The organism is Frateuria sp., from assembly GCF_035943815.1.
GTDB lineage: Bacteria > Pseudomonadota > Gammaproteobacteria > Xanthomonadales > Rhodanobacteraceae > Frateuria_A.
Window position 1 is genome coordinate 118,444 of sequence record NZ_DASZBU010000006.1, and the last position, 17,636, is coordinate 136,079.

Annotated in this window: 18 protein-coding genes; 5 read left to right on the forward strand and 13 right to left on the reverse strand. The window is 68.1% G+C overall.

Annotated features, from left to right (window positions below):
* Positions 1-105 precede the first annotated feature (105 nt).
* The 5 genes from VGU65_RS04055 (at position 106) to VGU65_RS04075 (ending at position 3,964) form a co-directional block, all read left to right on the forward strand.
* Positions 106-1,263 carry a flagellar hook-length control protein FliK gene (locus tag VGU65_RS04055; protein ID WP_327473099.1) on the forward strand — a complete coding sequence of 386 codons (1,158 nt, stop codon included), beginning with the start codon at positions 106-108 and terminating at the stop codon, positions 1,261-1,263.
* On the forward strand, positions 1,260-1,526 hold the full coding sequence (locus tag VGU65_RS04060) for a flagellar biosynthesis protein (protein WP_327473101.1): 267 nt from the start codon (positions 1,260-1,262) through the stop codon (positions 1,524-1,526). The genes VGU65_RS04055 and VGU65_RS04060 overlap by 4 nt, the downstream gene beginning before the upstream one ends.
* A gap of 141 nt (positions 1,527-1,667) precedes the next feature.
* Entirely contained in the window at positions 1,668-2,309 is a 642-nt protein-coding gene (locus tag VGU65_RS04065) for a c-type cytochrome (RefSeq protein ID WP_327473102.1), read from the forward strand.
* Positions 2,306-3,202 carry a c-type cytochrome gene (locus VGU65_RS04070; RefSeq protein WP_327473104.1) on the forward strand — a complete coding sequence of 299 codons (897 nt, stop codon included), beginning with the start codon at positions 2,306-2,308 and terminating at the stop codon, positions 3,200-3,202. The genes VGU65_RS04065 and VGU65_RS04070 overlap by 4 nt, the downstream gene beginning before the upstream one ends.
* A gap of 129 nt (positions 3,203-3,331) precedes the next feature.
* Positions 3,332-3,964, forward strand: coding sequence for a DsrE family protein (locus VGU65_RS04075; protein WP_327473106.1), 633 nt, complete (start codon positions 3,332-3,334; stop codon positions 3,962-3,964).
* Between the two features lie 81 nt (positions 3,965-4,045).
* Here the strand turns inward: VGU65_RS04075 and VGU65_RS04080 are convergent, their stop codons facing one another.
* From VGU65_RS04080 to VGU65_RS04140, 13 genes are all read right to left on the reverse strand, one after another.
* Positions 4,046-4,549, reverse strand: coding sequence for a type IV pilin protein (locus VGU65_RS04080; RefSeq protein ID WP_327473108.1), 504 nt, complete (start codon positions 4,547-4,549; stop codon positions 4,046-4,048).
* An 8-nt stretch (positions 4,550-4,557) separates the two neighbouring features.
* Positions 4,558-8,277, reverse strand: a complete 3,720-nt coding sequence (locus tag VGU65_RS04085) for a pilus assembly protein (RefSeq protein WP_327473110.1) — start codon at positions 8,275-8,277, stop codon at positions 4,558-4,560.
* Positions 8,278-8,293: 16 nt separating this feature from the next.
* Positions 8,294-8,818, reverse strand: a complete 525-nt coding sequence (locus VGU65_RS04090) for a pilus assembly PilX family protein (RefSeq protein ID WP_327473112.1) — start codon at positions 8,816-8,818, stop codon at positions 8,294-8,296.
* Positions 8,815-9,867 (reverse strand): PilW family protein, encoded by a 1,053-nt coding sequence (locus tag VGU65_RS04095; RefSeq protein WP_327473114.1) that lies wholly within the window; start codon positions 9,865-9,867, stop codon positions 8,815-8,817. The genes VGU65_RS04090 and VGU65_RS04095 overlap by 4 nt, the downstream gene beginning before the upstream one ends.
* 23 nt (positions 9,868-9,890) lie before the next feature.
* Entirely contained in the window at positions 9,891-10,382 is a 492-nt protein-coding gene (gene pilV, locus VGU65_RS04100) for a type IV pilus modification protein PilV (protein WP_327473116.1), read from the reverse strand.
* Positions 10,383-10,393: 11 nt separating this feature from the next.
* Entirely contained in the window at positions 10,394-10,969 is a 576-nt protein-coding gene (locus VGU65_RS04105; protein ID WP_327473117.1) for a GspH/FimT family pseudopilin, read from the reverse strand.
* A gap of 544 nt (positions 10,970-11,513) precedes the next feature.
* Positions 11,514-11,975: a chemotaxis protein CheW gene (locus VGU65_RS04110; RefSeq protein ID WP_327473119.1), complete on the reverse strand. Its 462-nt coding sequence runs from the start codon at positions 11,973-11,975 to the stop codon at positions 11,514-11,516.
* Positions 11,976-12,006: 31 nt separating this feature from the next.
* Positions 12,007-13,053: a flagellar motor protein MotD gene (gene motD, locus VGU65_RS04115; RefSeq protein ID WP_327473121.1), complete on the reverse strand. Its 1,047-nt coding sequence runs from the start codon at positions 13,051-13,053 to the stop codon at positions 12,007-12,009.
* Complete coding sequence (locus tag VGU65_RS04120) at positions 13,050-13,790, reverse strand: flagellar motor protein (RefSeq protein ID WP_327473123.1); 741 nt, start codon at positions 13,788-13,790, stop codon at positions 13,050-13,052. The genes motD and VGU65_RS04120 overlap by 4 nt, the downstream gene beginning before the upstream one ends.
* 1 nt (position 13,791) lies before the next feature.
* Positions 13,792-15,738, reverse strand: coding sequence for a chemotaxis protein CheA (locus VGU65_RS04125; protein WP_327473125.1), 1,947 nt, complete (start codon positions 15,736-15,738; stop codon positions 13,792-13,794).
* A 2-nt stretch (positions 15,739-15,740) separates the two neighbouring features.
* A complete protein-coding gene (locus tag VGU65_RS04130) occupies positions 15,741-16,382 on the reverse strand; it encodes a protein phosphatase CheZ (protein WP_327473127.1) in 642 nt (213 codons plus the stop codon).
* The gene (locus VGU65_RS04135) at positions 16,379-16,786 is read right to left on the reverse strand and encodes a chemotaxis response regulator CheY (RefSeq protein ID WP_327473129.1); all 408 of its coding nucleotides are present in this window, start codon (positions 16,784-16,786) and stop codon (positions 16,379-16,381) included. The genes VGU65_RS04130 and VGU65_RS04135 overlap by 4 nt, the downstream gene beginning before the upstream one ends.
* Before the next feature lie 45 nt (positions 16,787-16,831).
* Complete coding sequence (locus VGU65_RS04140) at positions 16,832-17,635, reverse strand: RNA polymerase sigma factor FliA (RefSeq protein WP_327473131.1); 804 nt, start codon at positions 17,633-17,635, stop codon at positions 16,832-16,834.
* Position 17,636 lies beyond the last annotated feature (1 nt).

A 17,636-nucleotide genomic window follows, 5' to 3' on the forward strand; every position in this document is an offset into this window, starting at 1 on the left:
GGCTCGCCGATCCGGGCATGGCTGCCGCATTCAAGTTATCGTCCGCTTGGCCGATGCCTTTACCGACTGCACGGAACCGGCCTTTCCCGGCAGGCAGGAGAGCGCGTGATCATCCAACCCACCAGCCTCGCCGCGATGACCTGGGCGGGTGCCGCCTCCGGCACCGCCGCGGAAAGCTGGCGCGTGGGCGCCGTGCTGGCCGCGCGCCCGATGGGCATGGGCGAGCAGGGCCGGATGGTGCTGCAGATCGGCGCGCTCACGGTGGAAACCGATCCGCTGGGCATTCCGCTGCCCTCGCAGTTCCAGGTCCGCGTGCTCGCCATGGGCAACCCGCCCTTGCTGGAGATCATCGCCGGCGGCGGCGCCGATCCGCTGGTACAGCGCGCCCTGCGCGAACGCCTGCCGCAGCAGAACGGCTATGCGCCCCTGCTGGCAACGCTGGGCGCACTGGCGCAGCGCCCGGTGGTGCGCCAGTTGCCGCCGGAGGTGCGTGCCGCGCTGGCACTGCTCGACCAGGGCGTGCGCACGCCGCAGGAACTCACCCGCGCCGACGGCCTGCGCGAAGCGATCGCGCGCAGCGGCCTGTTCCTCGAATCCCAACTGGCCCAGCCGCGCGCCAACCCGCTGCCGCTCGGCGAGGAGGACTTCAAGAGCGTGCTGCTGCGCCTGGCGGCCCTGCTCGACCGCCAGCCGCGCCTGCCTGCCCACGTGCCCGCCAGCGGCGCCGACACGCCACCGCCGCTGCGCCAGCGCGGCCTGCAGGCGCAGCCACGCGCGCCACTGCCCTTGCCGTTGGCCGAAGCGCCGACCGAGGATGACGTCGGCCAGTTGCTCGCCCGCCTGCGCGGCGACGTCCATGCCGCGCTCGCCAGGCTTGAAATCGCCCAGCTCGATGCCGCCGCGGCACAGGCGTGGATGATCGAAATCCCCTTGCAGGGCACGCACGGCCGCGACGTGCTGCAGATCCACCTCGAACATGGCCAGGACACGGAGGTCGGCGGCCAAAGCTGGACCCTGGGCTTCGCCCTCGACCTGCCCGCGCTCGGCCCGGTACAGGGCGAGCTGCAATTGCGCGACCTGCGACTGAACGTGCGCCTGTGGGCCGAACGCAGCGCGACCACCGAGCGGCTCGAACGCCAGTTCACCCCACTGCGCCAGCGCCTGGCGGCCAGCGGCCTGCAATTGGACCAGCTGAGCTGCCAAACCGGCCTGCCGCACGGCCACGGCCAGGCCAGCGCCCTGTTGTTGAAGGCCACCGCATGAACGCCGGCCTCCCCCCGCCGCGGCGCCGCGTCACCCTGCGCCTGGCCGGCCCCGAAGCCAGGACCGTCCCGCTGCCGCCCGAGGCGCTGGAGCTGTTGCTGGCCCGCGCCCGCGCGCTGGGGCTGCCGCTGCACCATGACCCCCAGGTCGCTTCGATCCTGGCTGCCCTGCGCCTGCGCGACGACGTGCCGGTACTGCTCTACGCGGCCGCCGCCGCGGTGCTCGCCGGCGTCTACGACGCGGCGGAAGAATCGGCGGCATAAGGCGCGGGCAGGCACTCGCTGCTCGTCCGGCAAGGCTGCCGGCAGTGCAAAGCCGGGCTCATCCTGACGTTTTCTCTACGCCGGCCTCGCTATTGTTGAGCCCGGTGTTCGACGGACGAGCTTGCGATGTGCAGCAGAGGCATGAGGCGTCTCGCGGTGACCGCGTGGGTCGCGCTGGCGTGTCCGCTGGTGGTGCACGCCACGACGGCGCAGGCGCTGGCGAGCCAGGGCAACAGCCATGGCGTGCCGGCGTGCCAGTCGTGCCATGGCGCCGACGGCGGCGGCCAGACGGCAGCGGGATTCCCCCGGCTGGCCGGCCTGGATGCCGCTTACCTGCGCAAGCAACTGGCCGACTACGCCGCCGGCACGCGCCTCCATGCCGTGATGCAGCCGATCGCGCGCGCGCTGTCGGCGGACGAGCGCGCCGCGGTGGCGGCGTACTACGCGCGGCTGCCTGCCCCCCGGCCGCCCGCGGCGCCGAAGCTGCCGGACGACGGGCCTGGAGCGATGCTCGCCACGCGCGGGCGCTGGACCGACCGCGTACCCGCCTGCGAGCAATGCCACGGGCCTGGAGGCGTGGGCGTGGGCGCGCATTTCCCGCCGCTGGCGGGGCAACCGGCCGCCTACATCGCGGCACAGCTCACGGCCTGGCAACGAGGCGAGCGACGCAACGATCCGCTGGAGCTGATGCGGCACCTGAGCCGCGCGCTCAGTGCGCAGGACATCGCCGCCGTGGCGCAATGGTTCGCCGCACAACCGGCCGTGCGCGGTGACACCCGATGAAGCGCCTGTCGGCCCTTGCCCTGCTCGCCCTGGCTGCGTTGGCCGCCGGCGTCGGCCACTTGCTGCCGCTGGCCCGCGCCGCCGATGGGCGGCAGCCCGTCTTCGTGCCGCCGCCCGAATCGGCGATACCGCCGGGCCCCTATGGCGACATGGTGCGTCTGGGCCGCGAGATCTTCCGGCACACCCGCCAGAACGCGCCCGCCTACGTGGGCAACGGCCTGGACTGCGCCAACTGCCACCTGGACGCCGGCCGGCTGGCCGGCTCCTCGCCACTGTGGGGCGCCTATGGCATGTACCCGCAGTACCGCAAGAAGAATGGCCACGTGAACAGCTACGGCGAGCGCCTGCAGGGCTGCTTCATGTACAGCATGAACGGCAAGGCGCCGCCGCTGGAGGACCGGGTCATCGTGGCGCTGGAGACCTATTCCTACTGGATGGCGCAGGGCGCTCCGCTGGGCGTGAAGCTCCCGGGCGCCGGCTACCCGCGCGTGCCCGCCCCGGCCAAGGCGCCCGACTACGCCCGCGGCCAGGCCGTGTTCGACCGCGACTGCGCGCTCTGCCACGGCGCCGACGGCCAGGGCCAGCAGGCCGCCGGGCGCTACGTGTTCCCGCCGCTATGGGGCAAGGACTCGTTCAACTGGGGCGCCGGCATGCACGAGCTGGACAAGGCCGCCGCCTTCATCAAGGCCAACATGCCGCTGGGCCGCGGCGGCATGCTGAGCGACCAGGACGCCTGGGACGTGGCGATGTTCATGGACGCCCACGAGCGCCCGCAGGATCCCCGCTACACCGGCGACCTCGCCGCCACCCGCAAGGCCTTCCACGACACCCCCATGTCGCTCTACGGCCAGCGCGTCAACGGCCGCCTGCTCGGCTCGCGGCCCGCACGCTGAGAGAGACATCAGCCATGTACATGGCGCCCTACCGGCCAGCCGCGGCCGCCAGCCTTGCCCGGTGCTTCACATACCTTTCCTACACTGGACAGGTGCCTTTCGCAGGCAACCGTTCGAACGGAGGTCGAAATGTCCTACAGCAAAGCCACCGCCATGTCTGATGAGCTCGCAACGTCACCCGCTCGCAAGGTATTGCTGTGGAGCGGCACCGCGCTGTTGCTGCTGGTCGCCTGCGCCATAGTGGTGGCGCTGGCCACCCGCAATTCGGTGCCGGACCCTCGTCTGACCTACCCGCGCATCCAAGCCGCCGGCGGCGTGCTGCCGGTGGGCCCGCATGCGCTGATGCCCTCGGTCGCCACCGACCATCGCCTGTACGTGGACGTGGACGGCGACGGCCGCGAACGCGGCGGCATCAATGCGCGTCTCCATACCGCCGCCAAGCTGCTCAACCTCTACGCGCTCGCCGGCGTGCCGGACGACAAGGTGCACCTGGTCGTGCTGTTCTACGGCAAGGGCGTGGACCTGGCCCTGTCCGACGAGGCCTACCAGGAGAAGTTCGGCCACCCCAACCCCAACGCCGACGTCATCAAGCAACTGCGCCAGGCCAACGTGTCGATGGTGGTCTGCGGACAGGCGCTGGGCCACCAGAACTTCGTCGCCTCCGACATCCGCCCCGGCATGACGCTGGCGCTCTCGGCCCTGACCGCACGCGAGGAACTGCAGGCCGTGGGCTATGGGGAGGTGCCCAAGGAGCCCGAGTAGCACCAGCCCTTAGCGCCTGCTGCGCCGTGTGAAAGCCGGTGGGCCTGTCCAGCGGGCGCCGGGCCCTGTCCGGCCCGGTCGCTATTGTTGCCAGCAGGTGGCGGTCTGATCGTTGCCGCCGGTATCGGACGCCGATTTCACGTTTTCGCTGGTCACGCTGATCGCTGCGCAAGTGGTATCCCGCGCCTGCGGCGATCCCGACGCGGGGCTTGCGGTGAGCTTGTACGAAGTGGACAGCGAGCCGGACGTGCCTGCGGCCAGGGTGATCGCATAGAACCCCCCTGGCGAGGCGGCCGGCAGGGCGTTGCAGCCGGCCGGCGGCGGCGTGGAGTTGACCTTGCTGTAGTCAAACGTCTGCGCGTAGCAGCGCTCCAGTATCCCCTGGTCCAGGGAGAACGCTGCGTAGGCGTCGGACCGCCGGCTGCGTTGGACGTAGCGCAGGTAGTTTGGTATCGCGATCGCCGCGAGGATGGCAACGATCGCCACCGTCACCATCAGTTCTATCAGGGTAAAGCCTCGCCGACCTGATCTGGCCATTGGGGCCATAACCTGCGTGTCGAGGGCGCGTGGGGTCGTAGCGGTCATCGTCTGCCTCATTGGATCTGCCACCAGCCGACGCGGCCGGACTTGTCGCCAATGGTCGGTACGGCCTTAAGCCCATTGGCGGTACTGATGATCTGAAGGTTCGCGCCGCTGTCGGTCCGCATGGTCGTCGGGGCGGCCGCATAGGCGTTGGACACGAACACGCCCGTGGGATTCTGGCCGTTCACCGTATTGCCGGGTCCCACGCTGGCACCGCCGTTGAGCCCGATGGCGGCCCGGGAGAACGGGCCGCCGGTGCCGTAGGCCACGTTCATGAGGTAGGACGTCGGCAGGCCACATATCGAGCCGGTGCCGCCCGGAGGCACGTTGATGGTAAAGAGCACGCCACCGCTTTCCACCTGCGAGTCGGTATACGACCTGGCGCCGCCACCCAGCGGTGTGAGATCGAAGTACCAGCCCTCCTGCGGCGACAGCGACAGCGTGGCCGGCGGAGGCGAGGGATTGTTGATGGTGATGGGCGAATAGGTCAGGTTGACCGTGTTGTTGCTCGAAAGGATCACCGGCGTGCTGGTCGAGCCGCTCGTGAAGGTTCCGAGCGACAAGGTCTGTGCCTGCAGGTTGCTGCGCGTGTAGGGCATCGTTGGCGCGGTGCCCGAGGGATAACTGCCCAGGTCGCCGCTGTTGTCCCACACGCCGTAGAAGCTTTGCGGGTTGGTCGTGGTGAGGTCGCCGGTGACGAAGAAGCGCCCCGTGCCGAAGTAGACCATCAGGCCGAGTTCGGTCGGGAAGTTGGGATTGGGCGTCAGCGATGGCGTGGAGGTGATGGGCTGCGCATTGCCCGAGCTGTCGCGTGCCTGGAACAACAGCTTGACGGTCCAGTTGGACGGGTTGGCGTCGCTGATGTTGATGGCCCACAGGTTGCCCTGCAGGTCGCCTGCGTAGGCCATGTCCGCGGGCACGCCCACCAACCCGCTGGAATTGGCCGCCGCCACGCCCGACAACCCGTTCGGCAGGCTGCTGCTGCAGGCGCTGGCCGGCACGCCGGAGGCCGAGCACAGGTTGATCTTGGCGATCACGCTGCCGTCGGACGCGTTGACGGCATAGAAGATCGGCTGTTCGCTTGGGCTGTTGTAGCCATTGCCGAACAGCACGGCGAAACCGTTCACCTTGGCATTGTTCGAGCTATCGGTCACCGTGACGGCATTGGAGCGCACGATGACGGGCGTACCGTAGCTGAGGCCCATGCCTGCGTCGGTGAATTCCCACTTCACCGCGCTCGCGACGCTGGTGTCGGAGGTGAAGCCCGCAGGGTTGGTGACGTCCAGCGCGTAGACGCTCTTGCCGCCGGCGTTTTCCCCACCCACCAGCAGGGTATGCCAGCTGCCGTCGGAGAGCAGCGCATCGCCTACCTGCGGCGAGCCGTCGACGAAGAACTGGTGGTGGTAGTAGTAGAGCGGATCGGTGAGCGCATAGAGGTTACCGAACACCCCGTTCGGGATGAAGGCCATCTGCTCGTTGCCGGTCGCCGCCGAAACCCCGTGGAGCATGCCGTCGTTGGCGCCGAAATAGAGCATTGGCATGCGGCTGGCGTTGTTGGTCACGAAGGTCTGGTAGGAACCGTCCGGGAAATAGCTGGACGGCGGCCCGACGAAGGCGGGCGAACTGTCGACCACATCGCCGAGCAGGTGCGCGCGGTTCCGGAACGGCCCGCCGCTGGTCTGTTCCTCTGTGTGGCTGCCCCTGAGGTAGTCGACGCGCATCTGTCCGTTGCTGTCGGAGGGTTGCAGCTGCCCGCGCAGGGTGGTCGAGAGGTTGCTCCACTGGAACGGCACGCCGACCGGCGCCACGGCGCCCGAACTGTCCGTGTGATACGGGTCCCAGGTGGCGATGTTGCGGGCGGTTCCCTGGGTGTCCAGTTGGGCCTGCACGCTCCAGGTGGGCGTGGTGCTGATCACGGCGCCGGTGCTGATGCCGTACTCGTCCAGGTCGCCGATCCACGCGTTGTCGGTGGAGGCGCCCGGGGTGAACGTGGCCTGGTAGACCATCGAGTTCGCATTCAACGAGGTGGAATTGGCGGCCGCGGAACTCGAGGAACTGTTCTGGCTGGATACGTTGGCCAGGATCGCTTGCAGGTCGTTCACCAGCGCGGCCGGGCTTTTGGCCTTGAAATACTTGTCCGCGCTGGCCGAGGCGGTGCCGCCGGCCACCGCCATCGCCGCCAACGTGGCAGCCGCCTGCGGGTTCTTGGTGGAGTCGACGCCAGCGCCCAGGCCGATCACGTAGGTCTGGATTCCGGCCTGATTGAGGGCCTGCAGCTGGCTGATGGTGTCGGTCAGCGCCTGGTCGTTGGTGGTCTTGAGCGACCCATCCGTGTTGAACGTGGCAGTCACGCCGTAGCCGTTGGCCGATGCGCTGCCCAGGGGCGGCCAGAGATTGTTGGCCAGGTCCTGCGTAGGCAGGCCGTCGGTGATCAGGACCACGTACTGCTTGGGCTGCGCGCATCCGTTGCTGCTCGTGGGCAGGCTGCTTTTCAGCGTCGCCTGGGCGCCCTTCAGCAGTCCCGCCAGCGGCGACTGCACGGTCAACGCTTTGATTTCGGTCGACGAGCCGCTGCTGGTCTCCGGCTTCAAGGCCGGCGCAAAGGCCGTCAGCGCTGTGTTCACGGAGCTGGTCGTGGGCGACAGGCCCGCCGTGGTCATCTTCACCACGGTGTTGCCGGTGGTCGCCGAGGCGGTCGAATAAAAACCGAATCCACGCTCGGCGTAGAGCACCTGCGTCGAATAAGGCACGTAGCCCGCGTTCGTCGGATTGGTGGAGAACCCGCCGTTGTTCGGCGAGCTGCTGTCGTAGCCCACCGAGATGCTGCCGCTGTTGTACTGGGCGAGCGTGAAGTTGGGCGGGAACGGGGACCGCGGATCGCCGCCACTGCGGTTGTAGGTGTCGAAGACGCCCGAGAGCCCACTCGCATAGAGGACGTCGTTGATGTCCGGGTCGTCACTCGAGGCGGCGATCAACATGTAGGGCTTGGTGGCGATGCTGCCGCCGTACAACGTGCTGTCGATCGACGCGCAGTTGCTTTTGACCTTGGACGAGGCGCTGCCGTAGCCGTAGCAGGGATTGGCTATGTACCGGGTGCCCGTCGGCGGGTTCGTGTTCGACGACGAAAAACTGAAGCCTCCCTCGGCGGACATCAGATACACCCAGGTGGTGTAGACCGAGGAGCTGGGCGCGCTGTAGTCCATCAACGCGAAGTCGGTGCTGGGCATGTATTGCTGCAGGATCGCGCTGATGCCCGCCTTGGCCACGTTGAGTCGGCTGGCGCTGTTGTCGTACTGCGTGCCGCCGCTGCTGGTGTCGTACTCGGCGCCGCTGCTGTTGACGGTATAGGGCGCAAGCACCGTGCTGCTGCCGGCCGGCACGCTGCTGCCGGCATTGAGCGGCGGCGTGAATCCGCTGGGCACCACGTAGTTGATCGGGGAACTGGAGGTGTTGAGCGAAGACAGCCCGGTGGTGCTGCCGAAGGCGCCCGAGCCGGTCATGATCGCGCCGCTCAGGTCGCCGTCCATCGACTGCGAGTTACCGAGCGCGAACAAGACCTGTGGATGCACCGGCTGCGCGACGGTCAACGGAATCTGCGAGATCGGCAGGGGCGAGGCGGTCGCCGCGCGGGCGGCCGGCGACAGGCTCAATGCGCCGCAGAAGAACACGCCGACAGCCGCAACGAACACGGTGTTGAGCGGACGAAGGACGCGGGGCTTAGCGATGGTCATGGCGATGATCCGCAAGTCATGGTTTCTGGTAGAGCGCCTGCAGCATCACCACGCCGTGGTTACCCGGGCCCACGACGCGAGCGGTAATGCGGAAAACCCTCACGACACTGCCGCCCTTGGCGCGGACCGAAGGCAGCATTTCGATCATGTACTTGCACTCGCTGACCGCCGGCACTGAGGCGCTGCAAAGCGTTGTGGAAGACGTAAGCGCGGTCCAGTTGGCGTTGCTCTTCCAGGGCAGCGGGTTGCTGCTGCCGTAGTTGCTGGCGTTGAAGAAATACTTGCCCCCGGTATTGCCGTAGTACGCAGACGGCGCCGAGGAAATAGTGCCGCTGTTCAGTCCGCTGATGACCCCGGTCAGCTCGCTCTCGGCGGCCTGCAACGCAATCTGGCTGACCGCGGCGTTGGTGGCCATGCGCGTCTGCGAACTGATCTGCTCGATGATGAGCAGCGAGGCGATCGTGAGGACCAGGAGCAGGATCAACACCACCGGAAGCACGATGCCGTCCTGCCGCGGCGCATGCCCGCGCGAAATGCTCATAGCGTGTCGTTCCGGGGGTTGATGGTCATGTTGAACACGTGGCGCAGACGCGTGTCGGCCGGCACCGTGATCGCCGCGTTCAGCACCTGGTAGGTCTGCGGTCCGCTGGGCATGGGCGCGGACCCGAGGTTTCCCTCGACCAGGAAGCCGAGCCTGACCGTGGTGACGGCGGACCAGTCGGTGACACCGCTGGCGTCGACGTACTCGGTCGCCTGCGACGCAGGGCCGATGCCGTACAGGGCCTTCATGGCGATCACGCCCGGCACCATTTCGGTGACGGTCCAGGCAGCGCCGGATGCCGCGCCGTTGGCCGGCAGCGTCATCACCCCCCGGAACAGGGCGCTTTGGCCGGAATCACCCTTGCCCACGAAAAACACGGTCTGCTGCAGCGGGATGATCTGCGAATCCTTCGGATAGGCCGGCGTGCCGTTCGGTCCACTGGCGAAGGCCAGGTTGGTGCCACTGATGCTGGTGATCTCGAAGGCAGAACTCTTGCCGCAGTCCGAGATGGCCACCATCTGCGGACCGCCGCTGTTGATCTTATTGAGCTGGCTGACATCGTTGACCTGGATCGGGCTGCCCAGCACGGGAGCCTGTACGCCGATGGGCGAAGCGCCCGGGGCCGCCCCGATCATCGAGATCACGTCGCTGCCCTGCTCCGCACCGCCAGCCTTCACCAGCGAGGCGTCCAGGGCGGGCGTCCAGTCTTTGGCCGTGGTGTCGTTCGCGCTGTTGTCCACGACCTGCGTGGGGACGGTGCCCGTGAAGCCCTTCACGCTGCTGGTGGTATCGAAGGTCAGGGGCGTGGCATGCGTGCCGATGTAGGAGACGATGCCGCGGCTGATCGCGCCACAGCCCACGAAACCCGTGCCGCGCGCCACCGGCGAGATGACCGCCGAAATCGCATTGTCGGCGTCCTGGATCAGCGCCTGCGCGGACGAGTTGCTGTAGACCTGCCGTTCGGCCACGAAGATCACGATCACGCCAGCGGCCACGACCAGGCCGATCGCCATGGCGATCATCAGCTCGATCAGTCCGAACCCCTTCACACGGCGGGTTGTCGGTTTCGCTCTCATAGCACGGTAACCAGCGTGAAGGTCGGGTTTGCCGCGGTCTTGCTTGCGCCGAACGCGGACTGTGCGGGCCGGTCGCTCCATTGCACCACCACGGTGACGGTGCTGCCTCCGGTTCCGGTGGCTACGTTGACCGAGCCCAATCCCGAGGGCAGATCCTTCTTCAAGCCGGTCTGCCACTGCCAGATGTCGTAGGCGGCCATCTGTGCCGATGTACAGGGCTTCACGCCGCAGTCCGGCGACGGGGCAGTGGCCGAGGGCGCGGCCAAGCTGGCCGAATAGGCGCTGGAGGTCTGCGCAACCACGGCGTTCGCGCGAATGCGATCCACCATGTCATAGGCGTATTGCACGGCCTGCTGCTTGAGGTAGTTCGAGCTGGCGCTGCGGGTGGCCGTGAGCAAGGTGCCGGCGACTCCCAGCATGCCCAGCGAAACGACCACTACCGCCACCAGCACTTCGATCAGGGTGAAACCGCGTTGGGCTCGTTGCATGTTCACACCGCTCAGGGGCAGGTCAAGGCCGAGCCGTCGGGCGCGGCGCCGGGAACGGAGGAGGACTGGATATATCCGGTGGCGTTGATCTGCACCGCCCTGGCCTTGGGCGCGCCGCGCGAGTCGCACACCACCAGGGTCTCGTTGCCGGTCGTTATGCCCGGCACCAATCCCAGCGCATTGAAGTCGAAAGACGTGCTGCCATGCACGGCCGTGATGGAGGGCGTCGTCCCCGAGGATTTGAGCGCATGCGTGGACAACTGCGTCGCCACGGATGCACTGCTCGGGACCGTGATGGCCTCCCAACCGCTCGCCCAGCTGCCGGAAGGACAGGAGGTACCGGTCGGAACGGCGGTTCCGGCGCACAGGGACGCCGGCTGATCCAGATCCAAAGCCTGATTCCGGGTGTAATGGAGTGCCGCCACCAAGCCGTCGACGAGGCTGTCACGGCGCGCATTCATTACGTAGCTTCGCAAACTCGGCAATGCAATGGCTGAAAGAATGGCGACAATAGCGATTGTCACCATTAATTCGATAAGCGTAAAACCGTAAATCGGCAATCGCCATTGGCGGCCGGGCATTTTCATCGATCCCCCCCACTTTAATCGAACCCATGCCGGCACGAGCCTTTCTGGGCGCACCTTCCGAGCTTGAAGCGCCATGCGCGCCAGTGGTCAGCGGATGCGCAATCATTATGCATGGCAGGCACATCGTGACTGCCGACCATTCGTCGGAATTTCGCTACCGCTGGTCGGGCAGGGAATTACGATCGCAAAATCATGCTGAATTTGTGCGCAATTACTTTCGTTGCGCGTATTTTAATGCGCGCAGATTGGATGGCAAGCCGACTGAGGCTGGTACGGAAAAGCCCCCGTTCCAGCAAACGGAATGCGAGCAGTGGCGTCGATCCTTCCCGTCGAAGGTTTGCCCGCAGGGGTGGTCAAGCTGGAGGCTCGGTCGAGCGTCCCGCCCAGGAGCGCCCCATCCGCCTGCCGGCACGTTCCCCGCGTTCGGGGGAGGATTCGCTTCGCGTCTGGAGCGCGGGTGCAGGACGTCGGCGTTGTCACGCCCGCCAGAGCGGCTCGGATGCGCACGGCAACAGCAAAAGGTTCGGCCGCCGGTATCTGCCTGTCAGGCCGTCTCGGTCTGCGGCAGCCGGCACAGGCGCCGTACGTCGAGCAGCGCGACGAAGCCGCCTTTCCACGGCAGCACGCCGGTGACTGGGTCGTCGGTGCGTGCCGCGCGGCCGGGCGGTGGCGCGGCGACGGCGGCGTCGGGGACGAGCAGTTCGCCCACCGCGTCCACGCGCAGTCCGATCCAATGCGTGGCGTGGGTCAGCATAACCACGCGCACGCCCTCACTGTCGGCGTCACACGGGGGCAGCCCGAGGCGGCGGCGGCCGTCGAGCACCGGCACGACACGGCCGCGCAGGTGCCGCACGCCGAGCAGGTCGGCGGCAGCGCCGGGGACGGGGGTCACCTCGGCCATGCGGATCACCTCGCTCACCTGCGCCAGCGGCGCGGCGTAAGCCTGGCCGTCCAGTTGGAAGGTCAGCCAGTGCGGGGCGGTCGAAGGGGTGGCCGGGGAAGTCATGGCCTTGAGGCTCCAGGATGGTGGCGCAGGCTCATTTGCCGCGCTCCGGGGTGACGATCAGCGGGGGCTCGGCGATACGGATCGGGCGGGCCTGCGCGGAGGCATCGGGCGGCGCGGCGGCCTCGATCAGGTTGGCCGTCGGCAGCAAAGCGGTATCAGCCACGGGCGTTGCGGGAGCGGTGGACGCCGCCACGGCGAGCTGGGCGGCGGCCTGCTCGGCGTCGCCCGAATAGCGCACCGGTGTCGCGTGGTCGCTCAGCACCACCACCAGCACGCGGCGGTTGCGGTTACGCCCTTCCGCGGTGGCGTTGTCGGCGGCCGGGCGGAATTGCCCCCAGCCGATGATCCCCAGCCGGTCGGGACTGACCCCGTTCTCGCTGAACAGCCGCGCCACGCTGGCCGCGCGCGCGGCGGAGAGTTCCCAGTTGGACGGATAGACGGCCGTGTTGATCGGCTTGTCGTCGGTGTAGCCCTCGACCCGCAGCGGATTGCCGAACGGCGCGAGGATGCCGGCCAGGCTGCTCAGCACCGCGTCGGCCTGGCGCGAAAGCTGCGCCACGCCGCTGCTAAACAGGATGTCGGTGCGGATCTCGATCTCCAGCCAGTTAGGGTTGCGTCGCACCACCACCTGCTGCTTGTCGATCAACGGCTGCAGCGCCTTTTCGACCTGATTCTGGATACGCGTGAGGTTGGCCTGGCGCTGTGCCTCCTGGGCGGCCTGCACCTCGCGCAGGGTCTCGTGCGGCGCGCGCTGCGCGACCGCACGCAGCGGCGCCGGACGCAAGGGGATCGGCACCGCGACCGGCGCGGTGGCGGCACCGGGCTGGCCCGGCGGCGTGGCGATGGCGGGGTCGACGTTGCGCGGCTTGACCCGCTCGGCCGGCATCGGCGCGATGACGTGGCTGGAACCGTTGAACGCCTCGATGATCGACTCGGACATCACCCGGTACTTGCCCTCGTTGACCACCGACACTGCGTACATCACCACAAAGAAGGCGAGCAGCAGGGTCATCAGGTCGGCATAGGGGATCGCCCACGCCTCGTGGTTGATGTGATCCTCGTGGTGCTTGCGCTTCACGACAGGTAGCCCTGCAGCTTGGCCTCGATCTGCCGCGGGTTGTCGCCCTCGGCGATTGAGACCAGCCCTTCGACGAGGATTTCGCGCATCTGCGTCTGCTTGCGCACCAGGCCCTTGAGCCGCGCGGACATCGGCAGCATCAGCAGGTTGGCCAGCCCGACACCATAGATGGTGGCGACGAAGGCGGCGGCGATGCCGTGGCCGAGCTTGCTCGGATCGGCCAGGTTCTGCATCACCGCCATCAGGCCCATCACGGCGCCGATGATGCCCATCGTGGGCGAGTAGATGCCGGCGTTCTCGAAGACCTTGGCGGCGACCAGTTCGTTGTGCTCGCGCGCCTCCAGCTCCACCTCGAGCACGCCGCGGATGGCATCGGGCTCACCGCCGTCGACCAGCATCTGCAAGCCCTTGCGCACAAAGCCGTCGACTTCCTGGTCGATCTGCGGCTCCAGGCCGAGCAGGCCCTGGCGGCGCGAGATCTCGCTCCAGTTGACGATGCGCCCGATCAGGTCGGACGGGTGGAACGCCGGCGGCCGGTAGACCATCGGCAGCATGCCCAGCGCGCGCCGCAGCACGCCGCCCGGGGTCTGCACCATCAGCGCGGCGACGGTGCCGCAGAACACGATCACGAACGCGGCCGGGTTGATCAATGCGCCGACGGTCGAGCCCTTGAGGATGGTGCCCACGATGATGACCAGGAAGGCCAGGATCGTGCCGGTGAGGCTCACCACATCCATGTCAGCCCGCCGCCCTCAGGGATGGAAGCAGCTGCCCGCCCTCGTCGGCCAGGCCTGCAAGGTCGAGCACCAGCGCCAGGCGGCCGTCGCCGGTCACGGTGGCGCCTGCGATGCCGGGCAGGCCTTCGAACAGCGGACCCAGCGGCTTGGCCATCACGTCTTCGCGCCCCAGGACTTCGTGCACCAGGCAGCCTATGCGCTGGTGGCCGATGTGCAGCACCACCACGTGCCGCGCAGGCAGGCCGACCACGCCAGCCCAGCCGGCCAGGTCGCCCAGCGGCAACGCGCGGCCCCGGTGGTTGGCGACCACGCGGCCATCGAGCATGCGGTCCTGTCCGGCGGCGAGCTCGAAGACCTCTTCCACGTTGGAGAGTGGCAGCGCGAACAGACGCGATCCGACGCGCACCATCAGCACGCGCAGGATCGCCAGGGTCAGCGGCACGGTCAGCTGCAGTTCGCTGCCCTGGCCGAGCTTGGAGTGCACTTGCAGGGTGCCGCCCAGTTCGGCCACGCGCGTCTTGACCACGTCCATGCCGACGCCGCGGCCGGAGATGTCGGAGATCTGCGCGGCGGTGGAAAAGCCCGGACGGAAGATCAGCTCGTAGCACTCACCCTCGGACAGGCGCGCGGCCTGCGCCTCGTCGATGACGCCCTTCTCCACCGCCTTGCGCTTGAGCACCTCCGGATTCATGCCGCGGCCGTCGTCGGCCACGGAGATCACGATGCGCTCGCCGCGTTGGCTGGCCGACAGGCGCACCGTGCCGCGCCGTGCCTTGCCCGCTTTGAGTCGCTCGTCCGGCATTTCCAGGCCATGGTCGAGCGCATTGCGCAGCAGGTGGATCAACGGATCGGCCAGCGCCTCGACCAGGCTGCGGTCCAGGTCCGTGCCCTCGCCCTCGGTGACCAGGTCCACTTCCTTGCCCAACTGGCGGGCGAGGTCGCGCACGATGCGCGGGAAACGCTGGAACAGCCGGCCGACCGGCTGCATGCGCATGGACAACACGGCGCCCTGCAGTTCGTCCGCCACGCGGTCCAATTCGCCGGCGGCCTGCGCCAACGACTCGTCGCCACTCTTCTGCGCCAGGCTCTGCAGGCGATTGCGCACCAGCACCAGCTCGCCGGCGCGATGGACCAGCGCGTCGAGGCGGCCGGTGTCGACGCGGACGCTGGTTTCCGCCGGAGCGGCGGCGCGAGCGGGCGCCGCTGCAGCGGCCGGTGCCGGCGCGGCAGCGGATACCGGCGGCGCGACCGACGTCGCTCCGGCCGCACCGCCCTTGCCGTGCAGGTCGTCCAGCAGCGCCTCGAATTCGTCGTCGGCGATGGCGTTGCCCGCCGCCGGCGTGGCTATGCCCGGCGCCGCACTACCGTGAAGATTGTCCAGCAGCGCCTCGAACTCGTCGTCGTTGATCGTGGCCGGCGAGGGCGCCGCCGGGGGCACGGTGCCCGGCGCGGCGGTGCCGTACAGGCTGTCGAGCAACGCTTCGAATTCGCTGTCGTCGATGCTGCCGTCGGCCGGCGGCACGGCCACGGGCGCGGCCACCGGCGGCGCGGCAGGTGCCGGCGCCGTGGCGCCCGGCATCAACCGCTTGAGCAGCGCCGGCGGCGGCATCGCCATGGAGGCGCCGCTGCGCAGCGCGTCCATCATCGCGTTGAGCAGGTCCAGCGCTTCCAGCAGCGCGTCCATCCGGCCCGAGTCCAGCACCAGCGCGCCGCTGCGGGCGACGTTGAGCAGGTCCTCGGCGTGGTGGCACAACTGCACCATCGGCTCGATGGCGAGGAAGCCGGCGCCGCCCTTCACCGTATGGAAGGCGCGGAACACCGCATTGAGCAAATCGGCGTCGCGCGGATTGGCCTCCAGCTCGACCAGTTGTTCCGACAGGCGCTCGACCAGTTCTCCGGCCTCGACCAGGAAATCGTCGCGCAGTTCGGCGTCGAGCGAGGGATCCATGCTCAGAAGCCGAATTCGCTGAGCAGGCGGTCCGCCTCGTCCTGGCCGGAGATCTTCTCCACCACCGGGGGCGGCTCGCGGCCGGCCAGGGCGCCGGTCAGGTGCACCAGTTCCAGCAGCGAGGATTCTACCGACTCGATGAAGTAGACCACCTTCTTGATACGCTGGCCCGAGAGGTCCTGCCAGGACTGCGCCATCACCATGTCGTTCAGGCCCTCGCGGCAGTTCGCGGCGAAGGCCACGGCCTGGTTGGCCAGCACCGCGGCGGGATCGCCGGGCTTGGCCCAGGCGGCGACCTGCTCGGCGTTCTGCGCCAGCGCGTCGGCCTCGGGGCTCATGCGCTCGGCGAAGTCGATGCTGCGATGGGCCGCCTGCGCGCTCATCTCCAGCACATCGTTCAGGTGCTTGCGCACGTCGGCGACCCTGCCGGGCACGCCCTCCTGCGCCAGGTCGTGGCCGAGCCGGCTGACAGCACCGTGCAGATCGCGTGCAAGCAGGCCGAGCGCGCGGAACAGGTGCTGCTCGCGCTGGCGCACCAGCGCATCCAGCGCCTGTTCGAAGGCGGTGCCGTCGGTGCTGTTGAGCAGGTCCTGCAGTTCCGGCGGCATCGAACCGTGGTCGAGGGTGGACAGTACGGCGCTCATGCGCTGGCTCCCGCGGCGGCGATGCGCTCGAAGATCTTGGTGAGCTTCTCCTTGAGCGTGACCGCGTTGAACGGCTTGACGATGTAGCCGTTCACGCCGGCCTGCGCCGCTGCGATGATCTGATCGCGGTTGTTCTCGGCGGTCACCATCAGCACCGGCATGCCCTTGAGCGAGGGCTCGGCGCGGATCGCGCGCAAGAGATCGATGCCGGTCATGTTGGGCATGTTCCAGTCGGTGACGACCAGGTCGAACGGCTGGCCTTTCAGCATGATCAGCGCGTTGTTGCCGTCGTCGGCCTCCTGGATCAGCGGATTGCTGAAGCCGAGCTCGACCAGCAGATTCCTGACGATGCGCCGCATGGTGGAGAAATCGTCCACCACGAGGATCTTCATGTTCTTGTCCATGTTTCCTCTGGAAAAGGGAATGGGGAATCGTTAATCGTCAATAGGTCAGCGTGGAGCGGAGCGTTCGGTGTTGGAGCGCCGGCTTTTGCCTTTGCGCTCGCCCATTTCCGATTCCCCATTCCCGTCACGCCAGTCGCCCAGCCGCGCGCGCAGGCGCACGATCGCCTGGCCGTGGATCTGGCACACGCGCGACTCGGTCACGCCCAGCACGGCGCCGATTTCCTTCAGGTTCAATTCCTGCTCGTAGTACAGCGACATCACCAGCTGCTCGCGTTCGGGCAGGCTGGAGATGCCATCGACGAGCGCCTGGCGCAGACCGTCCTGCTCGATGCTCTCCGACGGTCCGGGATTGGCCTGGTCGGCCACGTCGAAGGCGAGCGAGCCGTCCCCGTCGTCCGGCGCGGTGAGGCTGAGCAGCCGCGCGCTGGCGGCGTCGGCGAGCACCTGGTGATACTCCTCGGCACTGATGCCCAGCCGCTTGATGATCTCGGCATCCTCCGCATCGGCGCCAGTCTCGATCTCGATCTGGCGCACCATCTCGGCGACCTCGCGCACCTTGCGGTGCACCGAGCGCGGGGTCCAGTCGGTCTTGCGCAGCTCGTCCAGCATGGCGCCGCGAATGCGGATGCCGGCGTACGTCTCGAAGCTGGCGGCGCGGTCGGTGGCGTAGTGCCGCGCGGCTTCCAGCAGGCCGATCATGCCGGACTGGATCAGGTCGCCCACGTCCACGCTCGGCGGGAGGCGCCCCATCAGGTGATAGGCAATACGACGCACCAGTGGCGCGTGCTGACGCACCAACTCATCTGCACTCTGTTTCTGCAGTTGGAGGTATTCCGATGCCACGCTCATC